Origin of the sequence: Klebsiella sp. FDAARGOS_511, from assembly GCF_003812845.1 — a bacterium.
Taxonomy (GTDB): Bacteria; Pseudomonadota; Gammaproteobacteria; order Enterobacterales; family Enterobacteriaceae; genus Klebsiella; species Klebsiella grimontii.
In genome coordinates this window covers 5026555-5040604 of sequence record NZ_CP033824.1, presented here as the reverse complement: position 1 = coordinate 5040604, position 14050 = coordinate 5026555, and the positions used below count along the sequence as shown (strand labels likewise).

The 14050-nt window shown below is 55.8% G+C and carries 10 protein-coding genes; 5 read left to right on the top strand and 5 right to left on the bottom strand.

Going from position 1 to position 14050, the window contains the following annotated elements; translation table 11 throughout:
• The first annotated feature begins 44 nt into the window (after positions 1-44).
• On the top strand, positions 45-1397 hold the full coding sequence (yegD, locus tag EGY08_RS25375) for a molecular chaperone (RefSeq protein ID WP_004122541.1): 1353 nt from the start codon (positions 45-47) through the stop codon (positions 1395-1397).
• Between the two features lie 127 nt (positions 1398-1524).
• Here yegD and EGY08_RS25370 read toward each other — a convergent pair whose 3' ends face one another.
• The 4 genes from EGY08_RS25370 to fdnG form a co-directional block, all read right to left on the bottom strand.
• The gene (locus tag EGY08_RS25370) at positions 1525-2811 is read right to left on the bottom strand and encodes a citrate synthase (protein ID WP_123829111.1); all 1287 of its coding nucleotides are present in this window, start codon (positions 2809-2811) and stop codon (positions 1525-1527) included.
• Between the two features lie 280 nt (positions 2812-3091).
• Positions 3092-3721, bottom strand: a complete 630-nt coding sequence (gene fdoI, locus EGY08_RS25365; RefSeq protein ID WP_004122546.1) for a formate dehydrogenase cytochrome b556 subunit — start codon at positions 3719-3721, stop codon at positions 3092-3094.
• A complete protein-coding gene (gene fdxH / locus EGY08_RS25360; protein WP_123829110.1) occupies positions 3718-4620 on the bottom strand; it encodes a formate dehydrogenase subunit beta in 903 nt (300 codons plus the stop codon). Before fdxH ends, fdoI begins: the two co-directional genes overlap by 4 nt.
• A gap of 126 nt (positions 4621-4746) precedes the next feature.
• Complete coding sequence (fdnG, locus tag EGY08_RS25355; RefSeq protein WP_123829109.1) at positions 4747-7806, bottom strand: formate dehydrogenase-N subunit alpha; 3060 nt, start codon at positions 7804-7806, stop codon at positions 4747-4749.
• 713 nt (positions 7807-8519) lie between these two features.
• Between fdnG and EGY08_RS25350 the strand changes: the two genes are divergently transcribed.
• The 4 genes from EGY08_RS25350 to EGY08_RS25340 all read left to right on the top strand — a co-directional run bounded on the left by EGY08_RS25350 (position 8520) and on the right by EGY08_RS25340 (position 12354).
• Positions 8520-10427: a sensor histidine kinase gene (locus EGY08_RS25350; RefSeq protein WP_123829452.1), complete on the top strand. Its 1908-nt coding sequence runs from the start codon at positions 8520-8522 to the stop codon at positions 10425-10427.
• Positions 10424-11122, top strand: coding sequence for a response regulator transcription factor (locus EGY08_RS25345; RefSeq protein WP_004122558.1), 699 nt, complete (start codon positions 10424-10426; stop codon positions 11120-11122). The genes EGY08_RS25350 and EGY08_RS25345 overlap by 4 nt, the downstream gene beginning before the upstream one ends.
• Before the next feature lie 365 nt (positions 11123-11487).
• Complete coding sequence (locus EGY08_RS30655; protein ID WP_004138686.1) at positions 11488-11628, top strand: small membrane protein; 141 nt, start codon at positions 11488-11490, stop codon at positions 11626-11628.
• 108 nt (positions 11629-11736) lie between these two features.
• Positions 11737-12354 carry a helix-turn-helix transcriptional regulator gene (locus EGY08_RS25340; RefSeq protein ID WP_004122561.1) on the top strand — a complete coding sequence of 206 codons (618 nt, stop codon included), beginning with the start codon at positions 11737-11739 and terminating at the stop codon, positions 12352-12354.
• Positions 12355-12653: 299 nt separating this feature from the next.
• Here the strand turns inward: EGY08_RS25340 and EGY08_RS25335 are convergent, their stop codons facing one another.
• On the bottom strand, positions 12654-13886 hold the full coding sequence (locus EGY08_RS25335) for a dicarboxylate/amino acid:cation symporter (RefSeq protein WP_211172223.1): 1233 nt from the start codon (positions 13884-13886) through the stop codon (positions 12654-12656).
• Between the last annotated feature and the right edge of the window lie 164 nt (positions 13887-14050).

Genomic DNA, 14050 nt, shown 5'->3' with positions numbered 1-14050 from the left:
TAAAGTCGCCCCCCTTCTTCACCGGCATGGGGATTTTGCAGGCTATGTTTATTGGTTTTGACTACGGTACCGCTAACTGTTCGGTGGCGGTAATGCGCGAGAATACGCCGCAGCTGCTGACGCTGGAAAACGGCAGCTCACTGCTGCCATCAATGCTTTGCGCGCCGACCCGCGAAGCGGTTAGCGAGTGGCTCTACCGCCATCACGATGTCCCGCCCAACGGTGATGAAAACCAGGCGCTGCTGCGTCGCGCCATCAGCTTCAACCGCGAGGAAGATATCGACGTACTCGGCAACAGCGTGCAGTTTGGTCTCGCTTCGCTGCATCAGTACGTTGAAGATCCGGAAGAAGTCTACTTCGTAAAGTCGCCGAAATCCTTTCTCGGCGCCAGCGGGCTCAAGCCGCAGCAGGTGGCGCTGTTTGAAGACTTAGTGTGCGCCATGATGCTGCATATCAAACTCCAGGCGCAAACGCAGCTGCCGGAAACCATCGACCAGGCGGTTATCGGCCGGCCGATTAACTTCCAGGGGCTGGGCGGCGATGACGCCAACACCCAGGCGCAGGGCATTCTCGAACGCGCGGCAAAGCGCGCGGGCTTCCGCGACGTCGTGTTTCAGTTTGAACCGGTCGCCGCCGGTCTGGATTTCGAAGCGACGCTGAGCGAGGAAAAACGCGTGCTGGTCGTCGATATCGGCGGCGGTACCACCGACTGTTCGCTGCTATTGATGGGGCCGCAGTGGCGTGAAAAAGCCGATCGCCAGCAAAGCCTGCTTGGCCACAGCGGCTGCCGGGTCGGCGGTAACGACCTCGATATCGCCCTGGCCTTTAAATGCCTGATGCCGCTGCTGGGCATGGGCGGCGATACCGAAAAAGGCATCGCGCTACCGATTCTGCCGTGGTGGAATGCGGTGGCGATTAACGACGTTCCGGCGCAAACTGATTTTTACAGCGCCGCCAACGGTCGCCTGCTTAACGATTTGCTGCGCAGCGCCCGCGATAGCGAAAAAGTCGCGCTGCTGCTGAAGGTCTGGCGTCAGCGTCTGAGCTATCGCCTGGTGCGGAGCGCGGAAGAGAGCAAAATCGCCCTCTCCGCGCAGCCGAACGTCACTACCGGGCTGCCGTTTATTAGCGACGAGCTGGCGACAGCCATCAGCCAGCAGGGTCTGGAAGCGGCGCTGGATCAGCCGCTGGCCCGCATAATGGAGCAGGTTCAGCTGGCGCTGGATAACAGCAATGACAAGCCGGATGTGATTTACCTGACCGGTGGCAGCGCTCGCTCGCCGTTGATCAAAAAAGCGCTGGCGGCACACCTGCCGGGCATTCCGGTGGCCGGAGGCGATGATTTTGGCTCGGTCACCGCCGGGCTGGCCCGCTGGGCGCAGGTGGTGTTTCGTTAATCACACGGTACGATCCCGGATTGCGGCTGACGCCTTATCCGGGCTACAGGCCGGGGTTTTGTAGGCCGGGCAAGGCGTCAGCCGCCGCCCGGCAACAATACGAACACAACATCAAAACCGCACTCTGTTATTTCCCTTCACGCCGTGAAACGTAATCCCGCCGCTGTTCGCCGGTATAAATCTGCCGGGGACGATAAATCGTCAGCGGCGCTTCGTGCATTTCGTTCCAGTGCGCCACCCAGCCAAGCGTTCTGCCTACGGCGGTAATCACCACAAACATCGATGAAGGCAGTCCCATCGCCTTGAGGATCACCGCAGTATAGAAATCCACGCTCGGCGACAGGCCATTTTCAACAAAGTACGGGTCGGTTAGCGCCACCTCTTCGAGGGCCATCGCCACCTGCAACGGCATGTCGGACATCCCCAGTTCTTCCAGTACCCGATGACAGGTCTCGCGCAAAATAGCGGCGCGCGGGTCAAGATGACGGTAGCGAGAGTTACCGAAGCCCAGACGACGGAACGTCTGCGGATCGCGTTTCGCTTTGCTCAGGAACGCCGGAATTTGATCGACGGTATTGATCTCCTCCAGCATCCGCATACTGGCTTCGTTCGCCCCGCCGTGGGCCGGCCCCCACAGAGACGCAAGCCCGGCGGCGATGCAGGCAAAGAGATTCGCCCCGGAGGAGCCCGCCGCCCGGACGGTGGTCGTCGATGCGCACTGGCCGTGGTCGGCGTGCAGCACCAGGATCTGGTTCATCGCCTGTTCAATCACCGGATTCAGCTGATACTGTTCCGCCGGAATAGCAAACAGCATATGCAGGAAATTCCCCGCATAGGACAGATCGTTGCGCGGATACTGCGCCGGTTGCTCAATTGAAAACTTATAGCTCATCGCCGCGAGCGTTGGCATTTTCGACAGCAGGCGGGTGGCGGCCAGCGCACGGTGCTCAGGATTTTCAACGTCCAGCACATCGTGATAGAACGCCGCCAGGGTGCCCACCAGGGCGCACATTAAGGCCATCGGATGCGAGTCGCGACGAAAGCTGCTGCACATGCGGGCAATCTGCTCATGTACCAGGCTATGGCGGGTAATCGTGTTTTTGAAGTCCTGATAGCTGGCTTCGTCAGGCGCATCGCCGCGCAGCAGAATCCAGGCCACTTCCAGGAAGTCGCACTGGCGTGCCAGCTGATCGACCGGATAGCCGCGGTGCAGCAGAATGCTCTTTTCGGTATCGATCCACGAGATGGCTGACGTACAGCCTGCGGTGTTAGCAAAGCCGGGGTCGAAACTGCATATCCCCGCGGAAGCCAGCGGACGAATATCCATGCCGAGGTAGCCCAGGGTCCCCAAGACCGTACTCAAAGGAATTGACTGTTGTTCATCCAAAGAAAGCGTTAGCGATTTCGTCGTCATCCTGTCAGGCCCCCTTCCACAACGAATGATGAATTAACCCGGGCGTTTCTCCGGGCGCAACGGCCAACATAACCAGAGTCGTCCGGCGATTCTTTGATATGGATAACCAAAACATTCATAAAACAGCGTTATTATCAGCGGTTTTATGTTGATTGCCCTTTAATAATTACCGATAAAAATAGCGCGTAATCGCGTGTTCACCTTGCGGTTTCCCTGCCATTACGCGCGCTCGCTACGATAATATCCGCTGCATGGCAGCGAACTTATCGTATTTGTTTTATCAATCTTTCGTCCGTTTCGCTTTCACTTCACGATACCAGCGCGGGTGATGTTTCTTCGCCCAGGTCTTCGTCACCCAGCCTTCCACCATCGCGGTTATCGTGCCCTTCACCCACAGCGCAGCGTAAATATGCACCATGATCACCACAATCAGCGCCACCGCAGAGAAGGAGTGCAGCATCAGCGCGAAGCGGATAACCGGGATGGAGAAGGCCGGCGCAAAGTACGGACGCCAGATGATCACGCCGCTCACCAGCAGCAGCACCAGGAAGATAATCGCCGCCCAGAACACGCATTTCTGGCCGAAGTTATAGCGCCCGGTGTCGCCCACTTCCTCGTTGACGACAATCTTGCGAATATTTTTCGCCCAGAAAATATCGTCCCGGTTGATCAGGTTGTGGTGCCAGTAGCGGAAGAACATGATGATGAACGAAGCAAACATAATCACGCCCACGAACGGGTGCAGAATACGCGCCAGCTGCGGGGTGCCCATGATGTGCATCAGCCAGTTGAAGGACGGGAAGAAAAAGCCCAGTCCGCTCACTGCCGCCAGCACGAAGCAGAAGGCGGTGACCCAGTGGTTGATTCGCTCCGGCGCGGTGTAGCGCACGATGGTGTCACGTCTTTTCATTTGCGCACCTCGTCTTTCTCTTCATCCAGATTGTCCTCTTCCTCTTCCGCGCGGTTCGGACCGACGCCGACGTAGTGGAAGATGCTGGCGGCGAAGGTGGCCGCAAAGCCGACCGCCGCGAGAGGCTTCCAGATCCCTTTCCAGAACTTAACCGTGGCGCTGATTTCCGGGTTCTCCGGCAGGCCGTGGTACAGATTCGGCTTGTCGGCGTGGTGCAGCACGTACATCACGTGCGTGCCGCCAACGCCGGCCGGATCGTACAGCCCCGCATTGTCGTAGCCGCGGGTTTTCAGCTCGGCGACGCGCTCGTCCGCCAGCGTTTTCATCTCCTCTTTGGAGCCAAAGTGGATAGCGCCGGTCGGGCAGGTTTTCACGCACGCCGGCTCCTGGCCAACGTTAACCCGGTCGACGCACAGCGTGCATTTGTAGACGCGGTTGTCTTCCGGATTCAGGCGCGGCACGTTGAACGGGCAGCCGGCGATGCAGTAACCACAGCCGATGCACTGCTCGGACTGGAAGTCGACGATGCCGTTGGCGTACTGAATGATCGCCCCTTCCGCCGGGCAGGCCTTCAGGCAGCCCGGGTCGGCGCAGTGCATACAGCCATCCTTACGGATGAGCCACTCCAGTTTGTCGTTCTGCTCCACTTCCGAGAAGCGCATCACGGTCCAGGATTTGGCGGTCAGGTCGGCGGGGTTATCGTATACCCCGACGTTGTGACCGACTTCATCCCGGATGTCGTTCCACTCGGAACAGGCCACCTGGCAGGCTTTACAGCCGATACAGGTGGTGACGTCGATAAGCTTCGCCACCTCTTCCTGGTGGTCCCGCGCGCGGGGCGCGGGGGTGAAGCCGTTAGTCGCGGAACGACGGATAATGTCCTGAGATTGATAAGCCATAATTGGTCTCCGTTTACCCTTCATCTTTCAGTTTGCAGGTTCGTTGATTTCCTTATTCATCCCGGTCACGTAGCGTTTCTACGCTCCCGGCATTCACGGCGTCACCGCCTTCCTGCAACCTGAAATCTATTGGGTATCCACCTTTTCCACGTTCACGAGGAAAGCTTTATATTCAGGCGTCTGCGAGTTCGCGTCCCCCACCGATGGCGTCAGCGTATTGGCCAGGAATCCTTTCCGCGTCGCCCCCTCAAAACCCCAGTGGCACGGAATACCGATGGTATTCACCGTACGGCCATCAATAGTCAGCGCCTGTATTCGCTTAGTCACTACCGCTTTGGCTTTAATAAACCCGCGCTTCGACATCACTTTTACCGTGTCCCCCGCGACGATGCCCTTCTCCTTCGCCAACGCCTCGCCAATTTCAACAAACTGCTCGGGCTGAACGATGGCGTTCAGCCGCGCATGCTTGGTCCAGTGACGGAACAGTTCTGTGATCGAGTAGGTTGTCGCCACGTAGGGGAACTCATCCGCCTTGCCCATATTCGCCAGGTCATCGTGAAAGATGCGCGCTACCGGGCTGGAGACCACTTTCGGGTGCAGCGGGTTAGTGCCAATCGGCGATTCGACAGGCTCATAGTGTTCCGGGAACGGGCCATCGTTTAGTTTGTCCAGCGAGAACAGGCGCGCCACGCCTTCCGGATTCATGATAAACGGCCCGACGTTGGTGCCCGGCGCCGCCTGGCTATAGTCGGCGACGTCCATACCGGTCCAGCGTTTGCCGTCCCAGTTCAGCAGCGAGCGCTGCGGATCCCACGGTTTACCCGCCGGGTCCGCGGAGGCGCGGTTGTAGAGGATGCGGCGGTTCGCCGGCCAGGACCATGCCCAGCCGGGTGTACAGCCTAAACCATACGGGTCGCTATTATCGCGGTTCGCCATCTGATTGCCCTGCTCGGTCCAGCAGCCGCAATAAACCCAGCAGTAGCTGCTGGTTGAACCGTCATCTTTTAGCTGCGCGAAGCTGCTCAGCTGCTGGCCTTTTTTGATAACCACCCGGCCCTGCTCGTCAACGATATCGCGCAGCGCCTTGCCGTTGGCCTCCCTGGCGACCTCTTCCGGCTGCGGGTCGAGGGGATCGTGATAATCCCAGGACATATTCAGCACCGGCGCCGGGTTTGCGCCGCCCTCTTGCCGATACAGATCGCGCAGGCGCATAAACAGGCGACCGAGAATTTTGCCATCGTGGAGCGCTTCGCCCGGCGGTTCGGCCGCCGCCCAGTGCCACTGCAGCCAGCGGCCCGAATTAGCGATCGAACCGTTCTCTTCGGCGAAGCAGGAGGACGGGAGGCGGAAGACTTCGGTCTGGATATCTGCAGGACGCACGTCGTTCATTTCGCCGTGGTTCTGCCAGAAATTCGACGACTCGGTCACCAGCGGATCGATCACCACCAGATATTTAAGCTTCGCCAGCGCGCGGGCGGATTTGTTTTTATCCGGGAACGCCGCCAGCGGGTTAAATCCCTGCACCACGTAGCCGTTGATTTTGCCCTGGGCCATCAGCTCGGCCTGGGTCATGACATCGTATAAACGATCCCATTTCGGCAGCCAGTCATAGCCCCAGCTGTTTTCCGCGGTTGCGGCATCGCCCCAGAAGCTTTTCATCATGCTGACGAAAAACTTCGGCGTATTTTGCCAGTAATTCACTTCGTTCACGCCCAGCGCCGCGGGGGTGATTTGTGAAATATAGCTCTGATAATCAACCTGTTTTTCCGACGGTAGCGGCATATATCCCGGCAGATTGGTCGAAAGCAGTCCCAGGTCGGTATAGCCCTGAATATTGGAGTGCCCGCGCAGCGCGTTTACGCCGCCGCCGGCCATGCCGATATTGCCCAACAGCAGCTGTAGCATCGCGGCCGCGCGGATAGTTTGCGCTCCGGTGGTGTGATGGGTCCAACCGAGGGCATACAGGATTGTCGCGGTTCGATTCGCAGCACTGGTGCTGGCTAACAGTTCGCAAATGCGCTGAAAATCGTGTAAAGAGGTGCCGCACAGGCGGTTGACAAGTTCCGGCGTATAGCGCTCAACGTGCTGTTTCAATAGATTCCAGACGCAGCGCGGATGGTTCCACGTATCATCGCGCCTGGCGTAGCCGTTAGCGTCGAGTTCATAGTTCCAGCTGACTTTATCGTACTGACGCTTCTGCGGATCAAAGCCGCTAAACAGCCCCTCGTCGAAATCATAATCTTCCCGCACGATCATGCTGGCGTTGGTGTAGTGACGCACGTACTCATGCTGTATCCGATCGTGTTCGATCAGATAGCGGATCGCGCCGAGCAGGAAAGCGCTGTCGGAGCCGGCGCGAATGGGCGCGTACAGGTCAGCCACCGCCGCGCTGCGGTTAAAGCGCGGATCAACGACGATAACGGTCGCATTATTTTTAATTTTGGCTTCGATAACCCATTTGAACCCTACCGGATGCGCTTCCGCCGCGTTGCCGCCCATAATCAGCACCACATTGGCGTTTTTAATATCCACCCAGTTGTTGGTCATCGCCCCACGACCAAAGGTTGGCGCCAGCGCCGATACCGTCGGGCCGTGGCAAAGGCGCGCCTGGCAGTCAATCGATACCATCCCCAGCGCGCGGGTAAATTTACCGTCAAGGATCCCGGTTTCATTACTCGCCGCCGAAGAGCACAGCATGCTGGTTGAGGTCCAGCGGTTGACGGTGACGCCCTGGGCATTCTTTTCGATAAAGTTGGCGTCGCGGTCATCTTTCATCAATCGCGCGATACGATCGATGGCCTCATCCCAGCTTATACGCGTCCACTTATCCGAGCCCGGCGCGCGGTACTCCGGATAGCGTAATCGGTTATCGCTGTGAATATAGTCCAGTACGCCTGCGCCTTTTGGGCACAGCGACCCGCGGCTCACGGGATGATCGGGGTCGCCTTCGACGTGATAAATGCGTTCACGCACGTTTTTGGCGTTATCTCCGAAGCTGTACATGAGGATCCCGCAGCCGACTGAACAGTAGGTGCAGTTATTACGGGTTTCTTTAGCTTTTAAGAGTTTATATTGACGCGTCTCTGCGTGAGCGGAAAACGAGGGAAGAAAACCAAGCGATGCTACGGTCGTCCCTGCCATACCACCCGCGCAGATGCGAAAGAACTGCCTGCGACTGAGCTCCATTGTGCCTCCAGCTTAAACTTAAGACAGGAAAAGGGACAATGATTATACGGGTATTTTTGGCTTTTGCATCTGCTGTTAACATTTACGACAAATAATAAACAATCAATCCTTTTTATTTCAATTAGTTAACATCAATCGCTTTAAAACAGCGGCCAGGAATGTTAACACCATGCTAATCATTGTTATCCCCTGCCGTCAGCAATCCTTCGAACCGTACCTAACCTCATTCGACGATGCGGGCAATGCGCCGCCTTTATCCGGCCATCAATAACAACGGTAATTAACGTTTAATATAACTATCTGGTTTTATATGCGCTGCTTAAATAATTTATTGTCAATTTTTATATAACTATCGCGTGAATTCATGGCATAACATCATAAAACCGTATGTCGCGACTGAACTTTCCGCTTGCTTATTATCCAACTCCCCCATACGTTAACTTTTATTAAGAATTTTCTTACAGCAGGTCTGGCCAGTTCTCCGGCATGTAGATAACGCTGGAATAATATCTTCGGCACCAGCAGAATGCTGCGTTGTCCAGCCCTACACGTATATTTGCCGAATGGCGGAGGGTTATCTGTGCCAGTAGCAGAGTCCCTGTTCATTTTTACCGTACTGATTTATTAATCCATGCCATAAGGGGGCGTGATTGTATCGTTTGTGCGCTTTTTTTGATCTTATTCGCAGGAGCCACAGCGCGTATTTCTGGGCAATGTGCGGCGTCATCATTTCCCTGCTGTGGTGGGCGCCGGCGCGCGCGGAAGTCCGGCAGTTGGGTATCGATATCCCGGTCTACTGGTACGCCGACGCCAGCGATACAATGTCCCTCGACGCCTTTCTTTCGCTGCCAGAGGAGGCGCTAAAAACGGCGCCGCTTATCCCGTCGTTCGGCTATTCGTCAAAGACCTACTGGCTACGCACTTCGCTCCCGGCGGACTGGTTTGCTGGCGAACAGCGCTGGCTGCAGCTCGGTCCGTCGTTTGTCGATCGCTTGACCGTTTTTTATCGCCCCTACGCTAGCGATGCCCCCTGGAAACAAAAAGAGTTTGGCGACCACGCTTCTGCCCGCGATAACGATCTCGACTACCGCGAAAGCGTGCTAATTTTACCGCCCCCGCCCACGGCGGCTGGCTACGAGATGGTCTTCCGTCTCCAGAGCACCAGCACCCTGATCCTGCTGGCGACGCTCTCGTCACCGCAGGAGTTCGTACGTTCGGCCACCCTCGATACCGCCTTCTGGAGTTTCTATTTTGGCCTGGCGGTGATTGCCAGCGGTATCGCCCTGTGGCTTGCCGTCGCGCTGCGCCGACGCCTGCTGTGGGGGATCTGCCTGTTCTCGCTCAACTATCCGCTCGTCGCGGCCCTTCATGGCTACCCGGAATGGCTCTTTGGCGACGCCCTACTGCCGGTGCAGGATTACATGATTAGCTGCCTGTCGCTGGTGAGCTACGCCACCGCGCTGTGGTTACATAGCGAAGTTTTCGATTTGAAGAAAAACATGCCACGGCTGTATCAACTGCTGCTGGCGGCGATCGCCTTAAACATTGTTCTGCAAATCAGTATCCCGCTAGGGTTTTACGGCCAGGCAATGCAGATTGAAGCGGGGATATTCTTCATCGCCGCGCCAATTCTGTTGATCACCTCATGGATGCTGTGGCGGCGCAAAGCGGTTGATATCAATACCCTGTTGTTGGGGCTGCTGCCGCCGGTATACGTGGTCTCCGCCGGGCTGGCGCTGCTCTCTATCCACGGCGTCATTCCGTTTCATAACATGGTTTATTCCACCTGGCAGTACGCGCTGATTATCCACATCGTCACCGTCCTGATCATTGCGGTGCTGCGGGTGCGGGCGGAAAACCGTACCCTGGTGCGCAAGCAGCAGCTGGCGCGGGAGCTACAGATTGAACGCGAGGCCAGCTTCCACCAGCGCCAGTTTATGGGAATGGTGGCGCATGAGTTCAGAACGCCGCTGGCGATCCTCCAGGCCGCGCTGGAAAATCTGCGCCTGAGTCCCGCAACCGTCACCCAGAGCTTGCGCCTCGATCGCATGCAGCGCGCGACAACCCGCCTGGTGCAGCTCACCGATAACTGCCTGGCCGACGCCCGCCTCTCCTCCCGAGACCTGCACGCCGACAAGCAGGATGCCGAACTGCTGCCGGTCATCCATATGGCGGCGACCGTCGTAGATCTTTCGCTTAATCATTATTTGAATGTCACCCTTGAGGGGCAAACTGTCGGCCCGCAATCCCCTTCACCGGTGCTGTTTATTGATAGCGGGCTGCTGTGTATTGCGATCGCCAACCTGCTCGATAACGCGGTTAAATATGCCGCAGCCGGGGAGATAAGAGTCGAGATTTATCAGCAGGAAAAGCACGTTGAATTACGCATTGGCGATCGCGGTCCCGGCATCCCGCCGGAACAGGTCGAGCATATTTACGAGCGCTATCGACGCGGCGAAACTCACACTACAACGCCGGCCGGGACCGGCCTTGGGCTGTACGTCGCCCGACAAATCATCCAGGCCCACGGCGGGGACCTATGGCTGGCAGAAAATAGCTCAGCCGGATGCGAATTTGCGCTCACTCTCCCGCTGACGGGACAGCAGAAGGACAAACCATGACATTACGCGTAGCTATCATCGAAGATAGCGCAGATCTACTCGACGAGCTGCTGGCTTTTCTGCGCCATCGCGGCTTCGACGCCTGGGGCGTCGGCAGCGCCGAGGCCTTCTGGCGGCAGCTGCATCGCGATCCGGTTGATATCGTACTTATCGATATTGGCCTGCCGGGCGAAGACGGGTTTAGCGTGCTGGACTATCTGCACGAGATTGGCCAGTTCGGCCTGGTCGTCATTACCGCCAGAGGGCATGAGCAGGATCGGCTCCAGGCCTTAAACGCCGGCGCCGACCTCTATCTCATCAAGCCGGTCAACTTTTCCGACCTCGCGGAGAGCATCCACGCGCTGGGCTCCCGGCTTCGCCAGCAACAACCGGCGGAAAGCGTCAATCCGGCGCCATTAGCGGAGCGGTCAGCCCCTTCCCACTGGATACTCCAGAGCGAGCGCCTGGTGGCGCCATCGGGGCGGATCCTGCCGCTAACACAGCAAGAGTACCGGCTGCTGGAAGTCTTAATGCGTAACCGCAATGAAGTGTGCAGCAAAGTTGACCTGCACACTTCTCTGTTTACCGATGAGGGCGAACCGGAACTGCACCGCATCGACGTGGTGATCAGCCGCCTGCGGCACAAGGCCCGCCTGCAGGGCATCACCCTGCCGATTCGCGCGATTTTTGGCAAAGGGCTGGCGTTTCTCTCTTGACCTTTTCCCAGCCGGCAGCGGCGGCGCTGCCGGCTATTGTTCCGCCATCCGCCCGGTGTGATGACTAGTATGTTTTCAGCCTGGTGTTTCTTGTTAATTTTTTTCAGTTTTTGAGAGGATTGAGAGAAATGAGACTGACAGCACATTAAGAATTTTCTTACATTGACAGGGTGTCGTGAGCGTTTTGACCCACAGCGGCTGAGCTAACAGGCTATTGCTGAATTTAGCACAAGCCGAATGCAGGCCGTTTGTCAGGCGCTTTTCGTTCGCGCATCGCGAGCACGGTTTAACGAAGAGTATAAAAATATTCGCGTGCCTGTGAGGTACATTTTTAAAACCAAAAATTAAGTTAAAGGATCTCAATTATGGCCATGCAAACATGGTTAGCCTTATTACTGTGCATATTTTGCCTTTGCGTTTCTGTTTATAGTCTGGTGTCGTATATCCGCGACAGGCGAAAACAGAAATTTCCATTTTCAGCAAAGAACTCTACGCGCAGAAAATAACTAAAGCCACATTAATAATAACGAAATCTGCATAGCAACAATCACCGCATACGCCCGGAGGATTGATCACAACATGGCGTTATGTTGATATATCAGGGAAATAACGCCATGAAAAAAGTAAACATCGCAATCAACACCAGAAATACCTTTCTCAGAGAATCATTGGTTTCCGTCGTCAATGAGCTCATCAGCCGCAGCGGTAATCTCAAAGTCGCTTTTTCTTATAAGCATAATGATTTTTTAGATAAAGATATCATCATCGCTGAAGTTCTCCCCGGCGAAATCTATCTGTGCAATACCAGCATAAAGAACCGTAAACAAAATAGTTCGGTGATTATCCTGCACAGCTATGACAAGTTACCGGAAAAAGAGCTGATCGTTAACTGTCTCAAGGGCGTTATCTTTGTCTCTATCAAATCGGTCAATATCGATAAAATGTTCGAAATTATTGCCCAGGAGCTAAAAAGGAGCGAAATTCCTCCCGACGCGCAGAGAAGCGACTCCACGCTCGTCTGCACCCATTGCCCGCATAAAATGCTCTCCAAATCGCAGGCTGCCGTCGCCACCGGCATCATCGATGGCTTTGATATCATTAAAATTTCTGCCCTCAACAAAGTCACCCCTAAAACCATCACCTGGCACAAAAGCAAAATCATGGAAAAATACAGTCTTAATAACAATCATGACTTTTTCCAGTTCATTAACTTGTTAAAAGAGCGCTGGTAAGCTCGCGCCCGCGCCCGCCGGTGAGCGCATTCTGGACGTTAAAATTAGGAATTTGACGGCTTGTCAGCGACGGGATTCCGAAAAAGATCGGTAACCTCAAAAACATCTACGCAGGGGTAACAGGCTGCGGGTACCATTACCCGGTTCCTCAATGTAAAAATACCGGAGCGTATTTTTATATAATAAGAACAACGTCTTTATCGAGGAATCTGTTACTTCGTCACATTGCCCCTTGCGTGCCTGTTAGGGGCCTCTTTTTCACTGCGGAACGCGCCCCCGTCAGAGAGGGCGCGCGACGATCAGGCTTCGGCCTGCTGAGGCGCGACTTCAGCCTCCGGGACCTCTTCCTGCAGTTGACCTTCATTTTTTGACAGCATCGCCGTCGCAATCCCGTTACCCAGCACGTTAATCGCTGAGCGCCCCATATCGAGGAAATGGTCAATGCCCATCAGCAGCAAAATACCCGCCACCGGAATATTGAAGCTCGGGATGGTGGCGGCCAGCACCACCAGCGCCGAACGCGGTACCCCGGCAATCCCTTTCGAGGCCAGCATCAGCGTCAGCATCATCACGGTAATTTCGCTAAAGCTCAGCTGAACATTATAGGCCTGAGCGATAAACATGGCGGCAAAAGAGCAGTACACCATTGAGCCGACCAGGTTAAAGGAGTAGCCGATGGGCAGCACAAACGATGCGATATTTCGCGAGCAGCCAAATTCCACCAGGCGCTCCAGGGTCTTCGGATAGGCCGCTTCGGAACTGCTGGTGGTGAACGCCACCAGCACCGGGTCTTTCAGCATATTCAGCAGGCGAAAAACCTCTTTCTTGAGCACCATATACCCTACCGCCAGCAGCACCGCGCTGGTCAGCAGGATCGCGACATAGTATCCGCCGATAAACGAGGCATAGTTAAGCAGGATCCCCAGCCCCTGCGAGGCGATAACCGAAGAGATAGCGGCGAAAATCGCCAGCGGCGCGACGTACATCACGTACCCGGTCACCTTCAGCATAATGTGGGAAACCACGTTGAGCGCCGCCACCAGCGGGGCATTGAATTTCTCTCCCAGCGACGCCCCGGCGATACCGAAGAACATTGAGAACACCACGATTTGCAGAATCTCGTTGCTGGCCATCGCTTCGGTAATGCTGGTTGGGATGGTATGGGTCAGAAAGCCTTTCAGGCTCATCCCGCTCACCGCCAGCCCGGTATCCACGGATTCTTTCGGGATCGCCAGGTTCAGGCCGGCGCCGGGATGCTCGAGGGTAACGATCACCAGCCCGACCAGAATGGAGAGAATTGACGAGGTAATAAACCACACCATGGCTTTACCGCCGACCCGGCCAATGGTCGCCGTTTCACCAAGGCGCATAATACCGACCGTCAGGGTACTGAAGACTAACGGCGCAATCACCATTTTAATCAGGCGCAGGAACACATCGGTCAGCAGCGTAATGTTTTCCGACCATGCGGTTATGGTCGTTTGCCCGGCGTAAGCGTGGATGGCCGCACCGGAGAGGATCCCCAGTAGCATGAAGATGACGATGAACAGCGTGAGTTTGTTTGCACTTGCCACAAAAATTAACCCCTGATTTATTTAACGTGTTGTTTTTTAATGTATATATATTTTAATTATTGAAATACATTAAACATTCACCACATAAATTGAATAAAAGCAGGCGGGGTTACAACTCTTTT

Bases quoted from the DNA above. Each gene is read 5' to 3' on its own strand.
- yegD (WP_004122541.1), top strand. From the start codon at position 45: ATGTTTATTGGTTTTGACTACGGTACCGCTAACTGTTCGGTGGCGGTA.
- EGY08_RS25370 (WP_123829111.1), bottom strand. From the start codon at position 2,811: ATGACGACGAAATCGCTAACGCTTTCTTTGGATGAACAACAGTCAATT.
- fdoI (WP_004122546.1), bottom strand. From the start codon at position 3,721: ATGAAAAGACGTGACACCATCGTGCGCTACACCGCGCCGGAGCGAATC.
- fdxH (WP_123829110.1), bottom strand. From the start codon at position 4,620: ATGGCTTATCAATCTCAGGACATTATCCGTCGTTCCGCGACTAACGGC.
- fdnG (WP_123829109.1), bottom strand. From the start codon at position 7,806: ATGGAGCTCAGTCGCAGGCAGTTCTTTCGCATCTGCGCGGGTGGTATG.
- EGY08_RS25350 (WP_123829452.1), top strand. From the start codon at position 8,520: ATGTGCGGCGTCATCATTTCCCTGCTGTGGTGGGCGCCGGCGCGCGCG.
- EGY08_RS25345 (WP_004122558.1), top strand. From the start codon at position 10,424: ATGACATTACGCGTAGCTATCATCGAAGATAGCGCAGATCTACTCGAC.
- EGY08_RS30655 (WP_004138686.1), top strand. From the start codon at position 11,488: ATGGCCATGCAAACATGGTTAGCCTTATTACTGTGCATATTTTGCCTT.
- EGY08_RS25340 (WP_004122561.1), top strand. From the start codon at position 11,737: ATGAAAAAAGTAAACATCGCAATCAACACCAGAAATACCTTTCTCAGA.
- EGY08_RS25335 (WP_211172223.1), bottom strand. From the start codon at position 13,886: ATGCTACTGGGGATCCTCTCCGGTGCGGCCATCCACGCTTACGCCGGG.